Source organism: Streptomyces sp. ISL-36, from assembly GCF_018614205.1.
Classification (GTDB): Bacteria; Actinomycetota; Actinomycetes; order Streptomycetales; family Streptomycetaceae; genus Streptomyces.
The window spans coordinates 1-17,323 of sequence record NZ_JAGGOS010000141.1; the positions used below are offsets into that span (position 1 = coordinate 1).

14 protein-coding genes are annotated in these 17,323 nt (G+C 72.1%); 8 read left to right on the forward strand and 6 right to left on the reverse strand.

The genetic code is table 11. The features are described 5' to 3' along the window. Window positions 1-54: 54 nt before the first annotated feature. The gene (locus J7E93_RS31455) at window positions 55-780 is read right to left on the reverse strand and encodes a hypothetical protein (protein WP_215073434.1); all 726 of its coding nucleotides are present in this window, start codon (window positions 778-780) and stop codon (window positions 55-57) included. 106 nt (window positions 781-886) lie between these two features. Here J7E93_RS31455 and J7E93_RS31460 point away from each other — a divergent pair, with 106 nt between their 5' ends. Beyond that, window positions 887-1,504 (forward strand): hypothetical protein, encoded by a 618-nt coding sequence (locus tag J7E93_RS31460; RefSeq protein WP_215073435.1) that lies wholly within the window; start codon window positions 887-889, stop codon window positions 1,502-1,504. Window positions 1,505-1,607: 103 nt separating this feature from the next. Here J7E93_RS31460 and J7E93_RS31465 read toward each other — a convergent pair whose 3' ends face one another. The 3 genes from J7E93_RS31465 to J7E93_RS31475 are packed head-to-tail and all read right to left on the reverse strand — an operon-like array spanning window position 1,608 to window position 3,956. Continuing rightward, window positions 1,608-2,390: an enoyl-CoA hydratase/isomerase family protein gene (locus tag J7E93_RS31465; protein WP_215073436.1), complete on the reverse strand. Its 783-nt coding sequence runs from the start codon at window positions 2,388-2,390 to the stop codon at window positions 1,608-1,610. Then, window positions 2,387-2,812 (reverse strand): Zn-ribbon domain-containing OB-fold protein, encoded by a 426-nt coding sequence (locus J7E93_RS31470; protein WP_215073437.1) that lies wholly within the window; start codon window positions 2,810-2,812, stop codon window positions 2,387-2,389. Before J7E93_RS31470 ends, J7E93_RS31465 begins: the two co-directional genes overlap by 4 nt. A gap of 1 nt (window position 2,813) precedes the next feature. Further along, entirely contained in the window at window positions 2,814-3,956 is a 1,143-nt protein-coding gene (locus J7E93_RS31475; RefSeq protein WP_215073438.1) for a lipid-transfer protein, read from the reverse strand. A gap of 92 nt (window positions 3,957-4,048) precedes the next feature. Between J7E93_RS31475 and J7E93_RS31480 the strand changes: the two genes are divergently transcribed. Then, the gene (locus J7E93_RS31480; RefSeq protein ID WP_215073439.1) at window positions 4,049-5,596 is read left to right on the forward strand and encodes a FadD3 family acyl-CoA ligase; all 1,548 of its coding nucleotides are present in this window, start codon (window positions 4,049-4,051) and stop codon (window positions 5,594-5,596) included. Window positions 5,597-6,008: 412 nt separating this feature from the next. On the opposite strand, the gene J7E93_RS31485 is transcribed toward J7E93_RS31480, so the two are convergent. Continuing rightward, window positions 6,009-6,209: a hypothetical protein gene (locus J7E93_RS31485; RefSeq protein WP_215073440.1), complete on the reverse strand. Its 201-nt coding sequence runs from the start codon at window positions 6,207-6,209 to the stop codon at window positions 6,009-6,011. 199 nt (window positions 6,210-6,408) lie between these two features. Continuing rightward, complete coding sequence (locus tag J7E93_RS31490; protein WP_215073441.1) at window positions 6,409-9,372, reverse strand: BTAD domain-containing putative transcriptional regulator; 2,964 nt, start codon at window positions 9,370-9,372, stop codon at window positions 6,409-6,411. A gap of 154 nt (window positions 9,373-9,526) precedes the next feature. On the opposite strand from J7E93_RS31490, the gene J7E93_RS31495 reads away from it, so the two are divergent. From J7E93_RS31495 to J7E93_RS31520, 6 genes are all read left to right on the forward strand, one after another. Beyond that, window positions 9,527-10,744, forward strand: a complete 1,218-nt coding sequence (locus J7E93_RS31495; RefSeq protein WP_215073442.1) for an amidohydrolase family protein — start codon at window positions 9,527-9,529, stop codon at window positions 10,742-10,744. A gap of 272 nt (window positions 10,745-11,016) precedes the next feature. After that, the gene (locus J7E93_RS31500; protein WP_215073443.1) at window positions 11,017-11,934 is read left to right on the forward strand and encodes an LLM class F420-dependent oxidoreductase; all 918 of its coding nucleotides are present in this window, start codon (window positions 11,017-11,019) and stop codon (window positions 11,932-11,934) included. A 26-nt stretch (window positions 11,935-11,960) separates the two neighbouring features. After that, window positions 11,961-12,722 carry an SDR family NAD(P)-dependent oxidoreductase gene (locus J7E93_RS31505; RefSeq protein WP_215073444.1) on the forward strand — a complete coding sequence of 254 codons (762 nt, stop codon included), beginning with the start codon at window positions 11,961-11,963 and terminating at the stop codon, window positions 12,720-12,722. A 98-nt stretch (window positions 12,723-12,820) separates the two neighbouring features. After that, window positions 12,821-13,945, forward strand: a complete 1,125-nt coding sequence (locus J7E93_RS31510; protein ID WP_215073445.1) for an LLM class flavin-dependent oxidoreductase — start codon at window positions 12,821-12,823, stop codon at window positions 13,943-13,945. A 169-nt stretch (window positions 13,946-14,114) separates the two neighbouring features. Then, on the forward strand, window positions 14,115-15,854 hold the full coding sequence (locus tag J7E93_RS31515) for an amidohydrolase family protein (protein WP_215073446.1): 1,740 nt from the start codon (window positions 14,115-14,117) through the stop codon (window positions 15,852-15,854). Continuing rightward, window positions 15,851-17,314 (forward strand): aldehyde dehydrogenase family protein, encoded by a 1,464-nt coding sequence (locus tag J7E93_RS31520; protein ID WP_215073447.1) that lies wholly within the window; start codon window positions 15,851-15,853, stop codon window positions 17,312-17,314. The genes J7E93_RS31515 and J7E93_RS31520 overlap by 4 nt, the downstream gene beginning before the upstream one ends. The last annotated feature ends 9 nt before the right edge of the window (window positions 17,315-17,323 follow it).

The window sequence follows — 17,323 nt, forward strand, 5'->3', positions numbered from 1 at the left end:
GGGCGTGACGGGGACGGCGACCCCGGACGGCGCGGCGCCGGGGGCGTGACGCGGTCAGGGGCGCTGTCGCGGTGGCGGCGGTTCGTCCGGGTACGGACCGTGGCCGCCCTGGCCGGGGCCCGGTTCGTCCCGCCGAGGGTCGTGCTCGTCCCAGCGGGGTTGGTCCATCGTCCGGGTCGGTGAGTCCGCGTCATGCGGATACGCGGGTGCGCCGCCCGGGCCCCGGGCGTCCGGTTCGCCGCCGTATCCGCCCTGGTCGCCGTAGCCGTCCTGGTCGCCGTATCCGCCGTGCCCGCCCTGTCCGCCCCGGCCGTCCAGGTCCGGGTGCGTGGGCGGCGGCCGGTGATCGACCCGTGTCGTGTGCGCGCGGCGGCGGCCGGACATCACCACCGAGGCCAGGAGGAGCAGTGCACCGCCTCCGAGGGCGTTCGCGACCCCGTCGCCCAGGCCCGTACCGTCGGAGCCGACCGTCAGACCGTCCTCCGCCTGCCCGGCCCGGACCATCCACAGGACGGTGAAGCCGAGCACGATCACTCCGGCGAGGGCCACCAGGAGCCGGGAGCGGAGCAGCAGGCCGACGAGGGTGACCAACGCAGCGAAGGCGAACGGCAGCAGGATCGAGCCGATGACCTCGGCCTTCTCGTCGGTGATGCCGCCGAACAGGTCGTCGATGCGGTATGCGCTGCCGTGACGGCCGTCGTACCAGGCACGGAAGGGGCTCCAGACGGCGGCCGTCGCTCCGGCGAGGGCCAGGATCGAGCCGATGACGTTGCGAATCATCGATCGGGCCTCCTTCGGTCCGGCTCTCGCTCATGACGCTACGCCGGGTGAGAGCGCCCCGCCATGCGACGTTAGGGTGGCGCGGACACGACAGAAGGAGCGGAAGATGGCAACGGGGACGGCACGCCGCAGGAGCCTCCGGCTCGCGGCCACGCTCACGGTGGTGGTGCTCGCGCTGACGGGTTTCCAGACGAGCAGCAGCGGCGGCAAGGGCAGCGGAAAGAGCCGGAGCGGGTCCAGCGGCTCGGGCAAGTCCAGCGGCTCGGGCAAGTCCAGCGGCGGCGGTGGCAGCGACAGCGGCGGTGGCGGCTGCTCCAGCTCGAAGAAGAAGAACGACGACTACGACGCGAGCGACACCTCGGGCAGCAACGGGGAGACGTACACCCCCGCACCGACCACGCCGACCCCCACCGCCTCCTCCACGTCCACCGTGGAGGTCGTGGTCGTCGACTGCGTCGAGCCGGCGCAGAAGAAGCGCAAGGGCAAGCCCGCTCGTAAGGCCGACACCACCGCGACGCTGCGGATCACCTCCCGCGAGACGTTCACGGAGACCTTCAAGGTCGAGCTCGGGTTCCGGGGCGCCGGCGGCACCGAGGTCGACGACGCAGACGCGCTGGTGACGGTCGAGCCGGGAGAGACGAAGACCTTCGAGGTCGCGATGGACACCCCGAGGGCCGCCGACAGGGTCAAGAGCTGCTTCGTCGACTCGGTCCGCAAGCAGTAGGGCCTGCGGGGCGGACCACGCATTCCTCGAACGAAGATCCACGCGAGCAGGCCGCCGACGCCTCACCGGAGGCGACGACCGGTACGCCGGGGCGATGAACGGTTCACCGGAGGCGGTGGCCGCCGCTCCTGCGGGTGAAGAGTTCCGCCTGCCGATCGGCCGGCAGGTTCCCCAGCGTGACCAGGTGCGGCGCGTGGGCGAGGGCTTGGGCGCGGGCGGACCCCTGGGCCGACCAGAGCGCCCGGACGGTGCCCTGCACCGCCTCGGTCGGGTACGCGGCGATGACGGCGGCGGCCCGGCGGGCGGCGTCCAGTGCTCCGCCGGTCTCCGTCAGCTCGGAGACGAGCCCCGTCTCGTACGCCCGTCGGGCCGAGATCCGCTCGGCCGTCCCCATCAGCGCCATCCGTGCGACCTCCCCGAACGGCATCCGCTGTGCCATGTGGATGGTCTCGAAGGCGCTGACCATGCCGTAGGTGGTGTGCGGGTCGAAGAAGGTGGCCCCCTCGCCGGCGACGAGGAACTCCACCTCGCCGAGCAGGTAGAACGCCCCGCCGCAGGCCATGCCCTCGACGGCGGCGACGACCGGTTTCCACAGGTCGTTCGCCTTGGGGCCGATGGAGATCAGCGGATCGTCGATCGTGTACGGGGAGGAGGGCTGGGGGACCTCGACCGAGCGGTCGATGCCGGTGCAGAAGGCCGCGCTCCCCGCGCCGGTGACGACGACGGCCCGTACGGTGTCGTCGTGGCGGAACTCCCGCCAGACAGCGGCCAGTCGGTCGGCCATCTCCAGCGTGATCGCGTTGTGCTTCGCGGCCCGGTCGAGGGTGACGACCGCGACCCCCGACTCCTTGCCCGTCTCCACCCGGATGCCGCCGCCCGGGCTCATCCGCGCTCCAGGAGCCAGCGCGGCACGGTGACGCCGTCGATCTCGGTGAACGCGACCTTCACCCCGGCGCCGATCCGCAGGCGCGCCGGGTCGACCGAGTCGAGCGGTGCGTCCGGAGCTGCGACGACGTTCCCGACGAGACGGATCCGGGGAGCTTCGGCGAGTTCGACGACGACGGCGTTGTACGGGGCCTGGGCGGCGTAGTCGGGAAGGAGCGGCGGATGGGGCACGACGTACGACCAGATCCGGCCGCGGCCGGACATCCGGCGCCACTCGCTGTCGAAGGAGTGGCAGTGCGGGCAGCAGGGGCGGGGCGGGAAGCGCAGCTTGCCGCAGGCGGAACAGGCCTGGACGCGCAGTTCGCCCCGGGCGGCGTACTCCCAGAAGGGTGCGCCGTCCTCGTCGACGACCGGTGTCAGCATCTCAACTCCTCAGCAGTAGAGCCGATGTGGGGACACCTTCACCGGCCGTGACCAGGCAGGTGGCGGCGTCGGGCACCTGGGCGGTGGAGGTGCCGCGGAGCTGCTTCACGCCCTCGTTGATGAGGTTGAAGCCGTGGACGTAGGCCTCGGAGAGTCCGCCGCCGCCGGTGTTGAGGGGCAGCCGTCCACCGATCTCCAGGGCGCCGCCCTCGGTGAACGCGGCGCCCTCCCCCCGGCCGCAGAAGCCGTAGCCCTCCAGGGAGAGGGGGATGAGCGGGGTGAACGCGTCGTAGATCTGGGCGACGTCGACGTCCTGCGGCCCGAAGTCGGCGTGTTTCCACAGCTGTCGGGCGGCGGTCCAGGCGGGGCCGGTGAGCGGGTCGTCGTTCCAGTAGTTGACCATGCCGTGGTGCTGGGCGGGCAGGCCCTGGGCGGTGGAGTGGACGTAGACGGGTTTGCGCCGGCAGTCCCGCGCCCGTTCGGCGCTCACGACGACACAGGCGAGGGCCCCGTCGGTCTCCAGGCAGTTGTCGAAGAGGCAGAGGGGCTCGCTGATCCAGCGGGCGGTCATGTACATCTCGCGGGTGAGGGGCCGCTCGTACATCATGGCCGCGGGGTTCTGGTTGGCCCGGTTGCGGCAGGCGAGGGCGACGTTGAAGAGGTGGTCGCGGGTGGCGCCGTACTCGTGCATGTAGCGGCGGGCGAGCATGCCGATCTCGTCGGAGGGGCGCAGGAGCCCGAAGGGCCGGGTCCACTGCCCCGGCGTGGGGAGCTGCACCCGGGTGTTCTTCCAGGGCCGTGGCCCGCTGCCCCGCTTCCGGGACCGCCAGGCGACTCCGACGCTCGCCTGGCCGGTGGCGACGGCGGCGGCGAGGTGGCCGACGGTCGCGCACGAGCCCCCGCCGCCGAACCCCACCTTGCCGAAGAAGGTGACGTCGCCGGCGCCGATCGCCTTGGCGATCTCCACCTCGTCGGTCTCCTCCATCGTGTACGAGGCGAAGGCGTCGACCTCGTCGGGCGCGATGCCGGCGTCGTCGAGGGCGGCGAGGATCGCCCGGCAGGCGAGGGTCTTCTCGGACTCGGGGAGCTGTTTGGCGAACGGTGTCTGTCCGATGCCGACGATGGCTGTGGCGTCCTTGAGCACTGCAACCTCCCCGATCGCGAGCTGCTGACAGCGCGTCAGGCTACAGCTAATCTGACGGATAGTCAGCTACTGGTGTTCGGGAGGGGTGACGGATGCGCGGAGACCTGGAGTGGGGCTCGATCCCGAGGCTGGTACGGGCGGCGGCCGAACGGTACGGGAGCGCGGAGGCGGTCGTCGAGGGCCGTACCCGCGTCTCCTACGAGGAGCTGGGCGAGCGGGTCGAACGCGCGGCGGCGGCGTGCACGGCGTCCGGGGTCCGCGAGGGCGACCGGGTCGCGATCTGGGCGCCGAACACCCTGGACTGGATCGTCGCGGCGCTCGGGGCGGTGACGGCGGGGGCGGTGCTCGTCCCCCTGAACACCCGCTTCAAGGGCACCGAGGCGGCGTACGTCCTCGCCCGCTCCCGGGCGAAGCTGCTGTTCGTGACCGGCACGTTCCTGGGGACCTCGTACGTCGCCTCCCTGCGCCGCGCCGGCGTCGAACTCCCGGACCTGGAACGGGTGGTGGTGCTGGGCGACGCCGCGCCGGAGGAGTGGACGACCTGGAAGGCCTTCCTGGCGGCGGGGGACGAGGTGACGTCGGCGGAGGTACGGCGGCGGGCCGACGCGATCGACCCCGCCTCCCCCTCGGACATCATCTACACCTCGGGGACGACGGGCCGGCCGAAGGGAGCCGTGATCAGCCACGCCCAGACCCTGCGCTGCTACGAGGTGTGGAGCGACCTCGCCGGTCTGCGGGAGGGCGACCGCTACCTCATCGTGAACCCGTTCTTCCACACCTTCGGCTACAAGGCCGGGATCATCGCCTGCCTGATGCGGGGCGCGGTGATGATCCCGCAGCCCGTCTTCAACGTGGACACCGTCCTCGCGAACATCGCCGCCGAACGCGTCTCGGTCCTCCCCGGCCCGCCGACCCTGCACCAGTCGCTCCTCGACCACCCCTCCCGTTCGTCGTACGACCTGTCGACGCTGCGCCTCGTGGTGACCGGCGCCGCGGTCGTCCCGCTCCGGCTGGTCGAGCGCCTGCGCGGCGAACTCGGCGTCGGCACGGTCCTCACGGCGTACGGCCTCTCCGAGGCGAGCGGCATCGTCACCATGTGCCGTAGGGGCGACCCGGCGGAGGTCGTCGCGACCACCTCGGGCCGCCCGATCCCGGACACCGAGCTCCGCCTCTCGGAGGCGGGCGAGGTCCTGGTGCGCGGCCACCACGTGATGCGCGGCTACTTCGAGGACGAGGAGGAGACCGCCCGGGCCGTCGACCCGGACGGCTGGCTCCACACGGGCGACGTGGGCGTCCTGGACGAGGCGGGCAACCTGCGGATCACGGACCGGATCAAGGACATGTTCATCGTCGGCGGCTTCAACGCCTACCCGGCCGAGATCGAACAGCTCCTGGGCCTGCACCCCGGCATCGCGGACGTCGCGGTCATCGGCATCCCGGACCCCCGCCTCGGCGAGGTCGGCAAGGCCTTCGCGGTCCGCCGCACGGGGGCGCGGGTGACGGGCGACGACCTGATCGCGTGGGCACGGCGGGAGATGGCGAACTACAAGGTCCCGCGGGAGGTCGAGTTCGTGAGCGAACTGCCCAGGAACGCGAGCGGGAAGGTGGTGAAGGGGGCGCTGCGGGAGTGTGGCCGGTGAAGCACCACCAGGCCGTGCTCCGCGTACGTCCGGCGCCACCCCACACCTCGTGACATCAGATGCATGGTCGCGCGATCGGTGAGGCGCGGCGCGGGGCTGTTCGCCGCGACGCGAGCACCGTCGGGTATCAGCCGGAGCGGCGTACGGGCCGCCGCCTCCCGCGTACCCCGAAGGGGCCGGGCAGATGCCCGGCCCCTCCGATCGGTTGTCCGGCCGCTACGCGCCCGGCCCTGAATGCGTCGGGTTCGCCTCCCGCTGGTCCCCCCAGACCTCGCGGGCGGTCCCCCGTTCCCGACGCGCCGGGCCCCCGGACAACCGGTGGCCCCGGCGACTCCCCCGATTGGTGCCGCCGCGGCCTTCCCCCGGTGTGAGCCGACCCCGTTTCCCCCGTGGGCCGGCTCGGCTCGGCTGGTTACTTCAGCGGCTCGCTCGTCGCGTGGGAGTCCAGCGGCTTGATGGGCTCGCTGGTGGCGTGGGAGTCGAGCGTGGTGATGTCACCACCGGTCGCGTGGGAGTCCAGGGGCTTGATGGGCTCGCTGGTGGCGTGCGAGTCCAGGGTGGTGATCTCCTCGCCCGTGGCGTGCGAATCGGTGGGCTTGAGGTTGTCGGCCATGGAATCTCCTGAAGTGATGGGGCGTTGTGGAACCGAACGCCCGCCCGGCTATTCCCCCGCGGACAGCCGGGCGGACATCCAGCGGCCGATCACCCTAACGGCGCGGCCTCGCGGCGATCCGTCTGCCCCCCGACGCGGCGGATCGACACGTATGAGAATGCCGTGCGGCGATAAACGATTGATGAACGTCCGGTCCGGGTCAGGCAACCGCCGTCGGATGCAGCAGCGCGCGCACCTGATTCGCCTCGGGCGAGCCGAGTTTCTCGAAGGCGTCGAGCGCCTCGCTCCAGCACACGCGCGCCCGGTCCCTCTGACCCAGTGCGGTGAGTCCGCGGCCCAGGACCGTGAGGACGTTGGCGCGCCGCCATTCCCCGCCGATGCCGTGCAGCACGGACAGGGCCTGCTCGGCGTGGGCCGCCGCCGCGGCGTGCCGGTGGTCGGCGATGTGTACCTCGGCGAGCCGGAACAGGGTCATCCCGTGCCAGAGTTGCTGTCGGCTCTCCTGGAAGACGCTGAGTGCCTCGGTGAGGACCGTACGGGCGTGGGTCGTCCGCCCGGACGCGGTGAGTGCGAGCCCGAGGGCGTACTTCCCGTTGGCAAGACGCAGGGCGAGGCCGGTGTCCGCCTCCTCGTAGATGGCGATGCCCTGTTGCGCCAGTTCCACGGCGCTCGCGACGCGACCCGTGGCGAGGTGGACCCGTGAGAGGTTGCACAGCGCGCTGGCTTCTCCGGGCTTGTTCGCGTCGGCTCGGAAGGCGTTCCGAGCCTGCGACAGGTGCGCCTCGGCGTCCACATGACGGTTCTCGTACAGCGCGAGGATGCCCCGCTCGTTGGGGGCGTTCCCACGGGTCCACGGGTCACCGGACGCACGGGCGAGGTCCACGGCGATGCGGGCCTCCTCGTCGGCCTCGTCGAAGCGGCCGGCCGTGCTGTACACCTGGGTCAGCGTGGTACGGGCCCGGCCTTCGGACCGGGCGTCGCCGGACGCGCGGGCCGCGTCGCGCGCCGCCACCGCCGCCATCTCGTACCGGAGGGAGTTGACTCCCGACTCCGCCAGGTCCTTCGTCGCCATCAGGAGGTCGACCGCCCGGCGCAGGGACGTGCCCTTCAAGGACTGCTGTGCACAGGCCAGGACGCAGTCCGCCTCGGCATGGAGCCAGTCGAGGGCCTCCGCGGGGTTCGAGAACTCCAGTCCGGAGTGGTGGGTGGCCTCCAGGTGGTCGATCGTCCGGTCCCCCGGGCGCTCGATCGCGTACACCCGTGCCGCCGTCGACAGATAGAAGTCCAGCAGCCGCGACAGCGCCCGCTCCCGTTCCACCGGCGGCTGCTCGTCCCGCTCCGCGCATGCACGCGCGTAGAGGCGCACCAGGTCGTGGTAGCGGTATCGGCCCGGGGCGGCGGACTCGACCAGGGAGGTGTCGACCAGGGCCTCCAGGAGGTCCTCCGTGTCGTGGAGGGGGAGGTCCAGGATCGCCGCGGCCGCCGCCAGGGAGATGTCGGGGCCGTCGGCCAGGCCCAGCAGGCGGAAGGCGCGGGCCTGGGCCGGTTCCAGCTGGCCGTAGCCGAGTTCGAAGGTCGCCTTGACCGCGAGGTCGCCCGCCTGGAGCTCGTCCAGGCGGCGGCGTTCGTCGGCCAGCTTGGCCGCCAGGACGGCGACCGTCCATGTGCGGCGGGCCGCCAGCCGGGAGGCGGCGATGCGGATCGCCAGGGGGAGGAAGCCGCACGCGGCGACCACGTCCAGGGCCGCTTCCCGCTCGGACCGCACCCGCTCCGCGCCGACGATGCGCGTGAAGAGCTGCAGCGCCTCCTCCGGGGACATCACATCCAGGTCCACCAGGTGCGCGCCCGCCAGGTCGACCATCCGGATGCGGCTGGTCACCAGGGCCGCGCAGCCGGCGGTGCCGGGCAGCAGCGGGCGGATCTGGGCCGCGTCCCGGGCGTTGTCGAGGAGGATCAGGATGCGGCGGCCGTCGAGCGTCGAGCGGTACAGCGCCGCCCGCTCGTCCAGCGAGTCGGGGATCGCGGAGTCGGGGGTGCCCAGCGCGCGCAGGAAGGCGCCCAGGACCGTCTCCGGCGCGGCGGCGCGGGCGCCCGCGCCCTGGAGGTCGACGTACAGCTGGCCGTCCGGGAAGTGCGGCCGGGCCTCGTGTGCCACGTGGACGGCCAGGGTCGTCTTCCCCACGCCGCCGATGCCCGCGAGCGCCGAGACGGCCATCACGGACCCCTCGGCGGTGACGAGCCGGTCGCCCAGCTCCCGTACGAAGGCCGCTCGGCCGGTGAAGTCGGGTACGGTGGCGGGCAGTTGGGCGGGACGGGCGACGACCGGGGTCGGTGCCTGGTCCTCCACCGGGCGGGCCAGCTCGGTGTCCGCCCGCAGGATCCGCTGCTGGAGCCGGGAGAGCTCCGGGTTCGGGTCGACGCCCAGCTCGTCGGCGAGGAGCCGGCGGGTGTCCGCGTACACGGCCAGTGCCTCCGCCTGCCGGCCGGACCGGTACAGGGCGAGCATCAGCAGCTCGCGCAGCCGCTCGCGCAGGGGGTGCGCCGCGGTCAGCGCCGTCAGCTCCGAGACGGCCTCGGCGTGCGCTCCGGCCTCCAGGTCCATGTCGAGCCGGGTCTCGACGAGCTGGAGCCGCCACTCCTCCAGGCGGGTCCGCTGGTTCTCGGCGTAAGGCCCCGGTACGGAGGCCAGTGCCTCGCCGTCCCACAGTCCGAGCGCCTTGTTGATCCGCGCCCGCGCCGCGCAGCGGTCCCCGGCCGCCCGCAGCTTCTCGGCCTCGGCGGCCAGCTCCTGGGCGACGGTCAGGTCCAGGGCGTCCCGGCGGGGGCGGATGGCATAGCCGCCCGACTCGCTGACCAGCACCCCGGACGGCAGGATCTTGCGCAGCCGGGAGGCGTACGTCCGTACCGCGGCGAGCGCCTGCGAGGGCGGGTCCTCGCCCCAGATGGCGTCGATCAGCTCGCCCGCGGTGGCCGTGCGCCCGTCGCGCAGCAGAAGGGCCGCGAGCAGGGCCCGCTGCTGCGGGGATCCGGACGGCAGGGCTTCGCCGTCACGCCAGGCGCGTACCGGGCCGAGCACACCGAAGCGCAGGTCCTGGCCGACATCGTCGGGACCTGTCGACGGGACTCGCTGCCCCGGAACTCGCGGGCCGTTCTCACGGTCCATAGCTCCCCCTGCCCGTACCGCTGGTTCGCCCTGGACAGTCTGCCTTGTCCGGAGGGGGCGCGTCAGCATCGGGTCACTGTCTGCACAAGGTCTGCCACAGGTTACGACCGCACGCTGGCTGACGGGCCGTCAGATCGGCGCTACCGTGAAACGCATGGAGACCTTCCCGAAGATCATCTCGGTGGACGACCACACCGTGGAGCCCCCGCACGTCTGGCGGGACCGGCTCCCGTCCCGGTACCAGGACACCGGCCCCCGGGTCGTCCGCGCCCCCCTGAAGGAAATGACCTTCCTCGGCGGGAAGTTCGCTCCCGTCATGGGCGCCAAGGGCGACGAAGGGCCGATCGGCGACTGGTGGGTGTACGAGGACCTGCACCGTCCCCTCACCCGCCTGGACACCGCCGTCGGCTACGACCGTGACGAGATCAGGCTCGAGGTCATCACCTACGAGCAGATGCGCCCCGGCTCCTACTCCGTCCCCGACCGGCTGGCCGACATGGACGTCAACCACGTCCAGTCCGCACTCTGCTTCCCCACCTTCCCCCGCTTCTGCGGGCAGACCTTCACCGAGGCGGGCGACCGCGAGCTGGGCCTCCTCGGCGTCCGCGCCTACAACGACTGGATGGTGGAGGAGTGGTGCGGGCCCGAGGCGCACGGCCGGCTCATACCGCTCACGCTGATCCCGCTGTGGGACGCGGAGCTCGCCGCCGCCGAGGTCCGCCGCAACGCGGCCCGGGGCGTGCGCGCCGTCGCCTTCTCCGAAATTCCGCCGCATCTCGGTCTTCCGTCGATCCACACGGACGACTGGGACCCGTTCCTTCGGGCCTGCGACGAGACCGGCACCGTGGTCGCGATGCACATCGGCTCCTCCAGCCGCATGCCGTCCACCTCCGCCGACGCCCCACCGGCCGTCGGTTCCACCATCACCTTCGCCAACTGCTGCTTCTCGATGGTGGACTGGCTGATGAGCGGCAAGTTCGAGCGCTTCCCCAACCTCCGGATCATGTACGCGGAGGGCCAGATCGGGTGGATCCCGTACATCCTGGAGCGGGCCGACGTGGTCTGGGAGGAGAACCGCGGCTGGGGCGGGGTCGCGGAGAAGGTGCTGCGCCCGCCGTCGGAACTCTTCGCGGAGCATGTGTACGGCTGCTTCTTCGACGACGCCTTCGGGCTGAGGAACCTCGACGCGATCGGGGTGGGGAACGTGCTCTACGAGACGGACTACCCGCACTCCGACTCCACCTGGCCCAAGTCGAGGGAGGTCGGCGAGGCACAGATGGGCCACCTGGCGCCGGACGTCGTGGAACGGATCGTGCGGGGGAACGCGATCGACCTCCTCGGCCTGACACCGGAGGGACTCTGGCGTCCCTGACCGTCGCGCCCGCCGGCCGAGGCCGGGGCCGCCGGGATCCGGGGGCCGCTCGCGCCCGCCCGCCGGCCGAGGCCGAGGCCGCCGGGATCGGGGTCCGCTCGCGCCCGCCGGCGGTCGGCCGGGACCGGGGCCGCCGGGATCCGGGATCGGTTGGCCCGCTCTTCTCGGGGAGCTTCTCGGGACCGGCTCGAACGCGGCTCTTGCCTGATGGGCCGTCAGCGACGACGATGACCCCCTTCGTCGCCTGACGGTCCGTCAGTTAAGGGGTTCCCATGGTCGTGTACGGGATGCAGCTCCCGGTCCAGTCCCAGAGCACGATCTACGCCGAGCCCTGGGAGGCCGCCGCCGGCCCCGCCGATCTCGTCGAGATCGCCCGGACCGCCGACCGCGCCGGTTTCGACTACCTCGCCTGCTGCGACCACGTCGCCATCCCGCGCCGTCTCGCCGGGCCGATGAGCACCGTCTGGTACGACCCGGTCGCCACCCTCTCCTTCCTCGCCGCCGCCACCGCGCGCGTCCGGCTTCTCTCGCACGTCGCCGTCGTCGGACTGCGGCACCCGCTGGTGACCGCCAAGGCGTACGCGACCCTCGACCACCTCTCCGGCGGCCGGCTGGTCCTCGGGGTCGGGGCCGGGCATGTGCGGGAGGAGTTCGAGGCGGTCGGGGCCGACTTCGACGGGCGCGGCGGGGTCCTCGACGAGACGATCGACGCGCTCAAGGCGGCTCTGGGGTCGGAGGAGTATCCGGAGTTCGCCGGTGAGCGGTTCTCGTTCAAGGAGCTCGGACAGCGACCCCGGCCCGCCCAGGAGCGGGTCCCCGTCTGGGTCGGCGGCTCCTCGCCGGCGGCCGTCCGGCGGGCCGCCGTGAAGGGGGACGGCTGGCTGCCGCAGGGAGACCCGCGCGACCGGCTCCCCGCGCAGATCGCCCGGCTGCACCGCCTCCGGGAGGAGGCCGGAGTCACCGACCCGATCACGGTCGGCGCGATCGTCGAACCTCTCTACGTGGGGAAGGCCGGCTGGGACGTCGGTCGCCGCACGCTGACCGGCGAGCCGGAGGCGCTGGCCACGTCGCTGCGCGCGTACGGGGAGATGGGCGTGCACCAGATCCAGGTCCGGTTCCGCTCCCGGAGCCGTACCGAACTCACCGACCAGATGGCGGCGTTCGCCGCCGAGGTGGCTCCGCACCTCTAGAGCCGGAGAGAAAGAGGGGTAAGGGCATGGGCAAGCTGGACGGGCGGGTCGTCGTCATCACCGGCGCGGCGCGCGGGCAGGGCGAACAGGAGGCGCGGCTCTTCGCCGCCGAAGGGGCGCGGGTGGTCCTCGCGGACGTCCTCGACGACCTGGGCGAGGCGCTCGCCAAGGAGCTGGGCGAGGACCGGGCCGCGTACGTCTCTCTGGACGTGACCAGCGAGGAGGACTGGGCCGGTGCGGTCGCCGTCGCCAAGGAGCGCTTCGGGCGGATCGACGGACTGGTCAACAACGCGGGCATCCTGCGCTTCAACGAGCTGGTCGCCACGCCCCTGGCCGAGTTCCAGGCGATCACGCAGGTCAATCAGGTCGGCTGTTTCCTGGGGATCCGTACGGTCGCGCCCGAGATCGGGGCCGCGGGCGGCGGGACGATCGTCAACACCGCTTCGTACACCGGTCTGACGGGCATGGCGGGGGTCGGCGCCTACGCGGCGAGCAAGCACGCGGTGCTCGGTCTCACCCGGGTCGCGGCCCTGGAGCTGGCGGCGAAGGGTGTGCGGGTCAACGCGGTCTGCCCGGGGGCGATCGACACGCCCATGAGCAACCCGGAGGGTGTGGACCCGGCGGCGACGTCCGAGCTGTACCGGAAGCTCGTGCCGCTCGGCCGGATCGGCAGGCCGGAGGAGGTGGCGGCGCTCGCGCTCTTCCTGACCGGTGACGACTCCGCGTACATCACCGGGCAGCCGTTCGTGATCGACGGCGGCTGGCTGGCCGGAGTCAGCCTCTTCTGACGACTCGTCAGCTATTGACGCACCCGCGCCGCGGTGCGAAAGTCGGGCACATCGAGAATCTGACGGTTCGTCAGAAATAACGAGGACGGTGAACTCCCTTGGAATTCGGGATCTTCGTACAGGGATACGTCGGCAAGCGCGCCGAGACCGATCCCGAGGCCGAGCACAAGGCGCTGATGGAGGAGACCGAGTACGTCATCCAGGCGGACAGGTCCGGGTTCAAGTACGCCTGGGCCTCCGAGCACCACTTCCTGGAGGAATACTCGCACCTCTCGGCGAACGACGTCTACCTCGGCTACCTCGCCCACGCCACCGAGCGGATCCACCTCGGCTCCGGCATCTTCAACCCGCTCGCCCCCGTGAACCACCCGGTCAAGGTCGCCGAGAAGGTCGCCATGCTCGACCACCTCTCCGGCGGGCGCTTCGAGTTCGGCTCGGGCCGCGGCGCCGGCTCCCACGAGATCCTCGGATTCATGCCGGGCATCACCGACATGAACCACACCAAGGAGATCTGGGAGGAGACGATCGCCGAGTTCCCCAAGATGTGGCTCCAGGACGAGTACGTCGGCTTCCAGGGCAAGCACTGGTCCCTGCCGCCCCGCAAGGTGCTTCCCAAGCCGTACGGGAAGTCCCACCCGGCCATGTGGTACGCGGCCGGCTCGCCGTCCTCGTACGCCATGGCCGGCAAGAAGGGGCTGGGCGTCCTCGGCTTCAGCGTGCAGAAGGTCTCCGACATGGAGTGGGTCGTCGAGTCGTACAAGACGGCGATCAAGGAGGCGAAGGCGGTCGGGGACTTCGTCAACGACAACGTCATGGTGACGTCGACGGCGATCTGCGCCGAGACCCACGAGAAGGCGGTCGAGATCGCCGTCGGCGGCGGGCTCAACTACCTCCAGTCGCTGCTCTTCCGCTACCACGACACCTTCCCCCGGCCCGAGGGCGTCCCGGAGTGGCCCGAGCTGCTGCCCGAGTACAGCGCCGAGATCATCGAACTCCTCATCGCGGAGGAGCTGATGATCTGCGGCGACCCGGAGGAGGTCCTGCGCCAGTGCAAGCGCTGGGAGCAGGCGGGGGCGGACCAGCTCTCCTTCGGGCTGCCGATCGGGGTCTCGTACGAGGACACGATGAACACGATCAAACTGATCGGTGAGCACGTGATCCCCAAGATCGACACCGACCCGGTCCACCGCACGACCCGCTTCCGTCAGGCGGCGGGTTCCTGACAGGGGCGGTGTCTTCCCGGACCGCCGCCCCGTCCGGGCCCCGGCCGGGGACGTCGTAGCCGCGGCCGGCTACCGCGCCCCCGGCCGGGGCATGCCCGCGCCCAGGCCGTGTCCGGTCACTCCACGGCTCCTGCCACTCCCTGAGCGCCGTACGCAGAAAGGGACCGTCATGCTCGACCACCTGATCAAGGGCGCCACCGTCGTGGACGGCACCGGCGCCCCCGCCCGTACCGCCGACGTCGGCCTGCGCGACGGGCGGATCGCCGTCGTCGCCGAGCCGGGGAGCGTGACCGAGGAGGCGCGGACGTCCGAGGACGCCACCGGCCTCGTCCTCACCCCCGGCTTCGTCGACCCCCACACCCACTACGACGCCCAGCTCTTCTGGGACCCCTTCGCCACCCCTTCCATGAACCACGGCGTCACCACCGTCGCCGGCGGCAACTGCGGCTTCACCCTCGCACCGCTCCACCCCGAACGGCCCGAGGACGCCGACTACACCCGCCGCATGATGTCCAAGGTGGAGGGCATGGCCCTCAAGGCCCTGGAGGAGGGTGTCGACTGGAGCTGGTCGTCCTTCGGCGAGTACCTCGACGCCCTCGAAGGGCGGATCGCGGTCAACGCCGGCTTCATGGTCGGGCACTGCGCCCTGCGCCGGTACGTGATGGGGGCCGAGGCCGTCGGCGGGCAGCCCACGGCCGAACAGCTCGACCACATGACACGGCTCCTCCACGAGGCGATGGACGCGGGCGCCTGGGGCCTGTCCACCACACAGTCCTCCACCCACTCCGACGGCGACGGCGCCCCCGTCGCCTCCCGGCACGCCACCCCCGCCGAGCTGATCGCCCTCTCCCGGGCCGTCGGCGAGCACGAGGGAACCCAGCTGGAAGCGATCCTCGCCGGCTGCCTCGACCAGTTCTCCGACGACGAGATCGACCTCTTCGTCGAGATGACGGCCGCAGCCGGCCGCCCGCTCAACTGGAACGTCCTCACCATCGACGCCGCCGTCCCCGAACGCGTCCCGCGCCAGCTCGTCGCCTCCGAACGCGCCCGCAAGTCCGGCGGCCGGATCGTCGCCCTCACCATGCCGATCCTGACCCCCATGAACATGTCGCTCGGCACGTTCTGCGCGCTGAACCTCATCCCGGGATGGGGCGAGATCCTCCGCCTGCCCGTCCCCGAGCGGATCGCGAAGCTCCGCGACGCGGAGGTACGGGCCGAGATGCTCCGCCGCGCCGACTCCAAGGAGGCCGGCGTCTTCCGGCGCCTCGCGCACTTCGGCCGGTACGTCATCGGGGACACCTACAGCCGCGAGAACGAGGGCCTGACCGGCCGCGTCGTGCAGGACATCGCCGCCGAGCGCGGCCAGGACGCCTTCCAGTGCCTGGTCGAGATCTGCGCCAACGACGAGCTGCGGACCGTGCTGTGGCCCATGCCCACCGACAACGACCCCGCCTCCTGGACCCTGCGCCGCGAGACCTGGGAGCACGAGGACGTGATGCTGGGCGGCTCCGACGCCGGCGCCCATCTGGACCGCATGTGCGGGGCCCCGTACACCACCCGATTCCTCGGCGACTGCCTGCGCGGGCGGAAGCTGGTCGCCCTGGAACAGGCGGTGAAGATGCTGTCCGACGACCCCGCCCGGCTCTTCGGGCTGCGGGAACGGGGCCGGATAACGGAGGGCTTCCACGCCGACCTGGTCCTCTTCGACCCCGAGCGGATCGACGCCGGCCCCGCGACCCTGGTCCACGACCTGCCGGGCGACAGCCCCCGGCTGGACTCGCGGGCGATCGGCATCGTCTCCGTCCGCGTCAACGGCGTGGAGACCGTCCGCGACGACGAGGTGACCGGCGCGATCCCCGGCAGGGTGCTGCGGTCCGGCCGTGACACGAGGACGGTGAGCACCAGGTGAGGACCGAGCGGCTCTTCATCGGCGGCGAGTGGGTCGAGCCCGCGGGCGGGCACTACGAGGTGATCGACCCAGCCACGGAGGAGATCGTCGGTCTCGCCCCCGAGGCCTCCCGCGCCCAGGTGCACGAGGCGGCGGCGGCCGCTCGGGACGCCTTCGCCGCCTGGTCCCGTACGAGACCGGAGGAGCGGGCCGCGATCCTCGACCGGGCCGCGGACCTGATGGCGCGCGACGCCGAGGAGAACGTGGCCCTCGCGCGGGCCGAGACCGGCGCCACCACCGCCACCGCCCGGGGCATGCAGGTCGCCGTCGGATCCTCCCGCTTCCGGCGGTACGCGCGCGGCGCCCTGGAGCCCGTCGAACAGGCCCTGCCCCCGCAGATCAACGAGGCCGGCCCGATGGGGAGGGCCGGGGTCTTCGGAGCGGTCGCGGTGCGCCGCCCGGTCGGCGTCGTCACCTGCATCACCTCGTACAACAACCCCTGGGCCAATCCGGCGGGCAAGATCGCCCCCGCGCTCGCCATGGGCAACACGGTCCTGGTGAAGCCGGCGCCGCAGGACCCCCTCTCCGTCTACGCGATGACGCGGGCCCTGGCGGAGGCGGGGGTTCCGCCGGGGGTGGTGAACGTCGTCACCGGGGCGGGCGCCGAGGTCGGCGAGGCGGCCGTGGACTCCCCGGACGTCGACATGGTGTCCTTCACCGGTTCGACGGCCGTCGGGCAGCGGATCGGCGAGGTGTGCGGCCGGACGCTGAAGCGGCAGCTGATGGAGCTGGGCGGCAAGGGCGCGGCGCTGGTCTTCGACGACGCCGACCTCGACTCCGCGGTGACGGGCATCGGCACCACCTTCTCCTTCTACAGCGGGCAGATCTGCACGGCGCCGACCCGGGTCCTCGCCCAGCGCGGGATCTACGAGCGGCTGGTCGAGAAGCTCACCGGCTTTCTGGCGTACATGACGGTCGGCGACCCGGCCGCGCCGGGCACGGTGGTCGGCCCGGTGATCTCGGCGGCCCACCGCGACCGGGTGGAGGCGTACGTGGAGCTGGGGCGGAAGGAGGGCGCCCGGGTCGTCGTGGGCGGCGAGCGCCCGGCCGGCCCCGGCTTCGGGAAGGGCTTCTATGTGGCGCCCACGCTGCTCGCGGAGTGCACCAACGACATGCGGGTGGTGCGGGAGGAGATCTTCGGCCCGGTCGTCGTGGTGGTGCCCTTCGACGACGAGGAGGAGGGCGTCGCGCTCGCGAACGACAGCGACTACGGACTCCTCGACTACGTGTGGTCGGGGGACGTCGCCCGCGCATTCCGCATCGCTGCCCGGCTGCGGGCGGGCGGGGTCGGGGTGAACACCGTCGGACGGAACATGGAGGCGCCGTTCGGCGGATTCAAGAGGAGCGGTGTGGGGCGGGACGTGGGGTCGTACGCGCTGCACGCCTACAGCGAGTTGCAGGCGGTGGTCTGGCCCGGTTGATCCACTCGT

Excerpts from the sequence above, each read along its gene's own strand:
- J7E93_RS31455 (WP_215073434.1), bottom strand. The coding sequence starts at position 780 with ATGATTCGCAACGTCATCGGCTCGATCCTGGCCCTCGCCGGAGCGACG.
- J7E93_RS31460 (WP_215073435.1), top strand. The coding sequence starts at position 887 with ATGGCAACGGGGACGGCACGCCGCAGGAGCCTCCGGCTCGCGGCCACG.
- J7E93_RS31465 (WP_215073436.1), bottom strand. The coding sequence starts at position 2,390 with ATGAGCCCGGGCGGCGGCATCCGGGTGGAGACGGGCAAGGAGTCGGGG.
- J7E93_RS31470 (WP_215073437.1), bottom strand. The coding sequence starts at position 2,812 with ATGCTGACACCGGTCGTCGACGAGGACGGCGCACCCTTCTGGGAGTAC.
- J7E93_RS31480 (WP_215073439.1), top strand. The coding sequence starts at position 4,049 with ATGCGCGGAGACCTGGAGTGGGGCTCGATCCCGAGGCTGGTACGGGCG.
- J7E93_RS31485 (WP_215073440.1), bottom strand. The coding sequence starts at position 6,209 with ATGGCCGACAACCTCAAGCCCACCGATTCGCACGCCACGGGCGAGGAG.
- J7E93_RS31490 (WP_215073441.1), bottom strand. The coding sequence starts at position 9,372 with ATGGACCGTGAGAACGGCCCGCGAGTTCCGGGGCAGCGAGTCCCGTCG.
- J7E93_RS31495 (WP_215073442.1), top strand. The coding sequence starts at position 9,527 with ATGGAGACCTTCCCGAAGATCATCTCGGTGGACGACCACACCGTGGAG.
- J7E93_RS31500 (WP_215073443.1), top strand. The coding sequence starts at position 11,017 with ATGGTCGTGTACGGGATGCAGCTCCCGGTCCAGTCCCAGAGCACGATC.
- J7E93_RS31505 (WP_215073444.1), top strand. The coding sequence starts at position 11,961 with ATGGGCAAGCTGGACGGGCGGGTCGTCGTCATCACCGGCGCGGCGCGC.
- J7E93_RS31515 (WP_215073446.1), top strand. The coding sequence starts at position 14,115 with ATGCTCGACCACCTGATCAAGGGCGCCACCGTCGTGGACGGCACCGGC.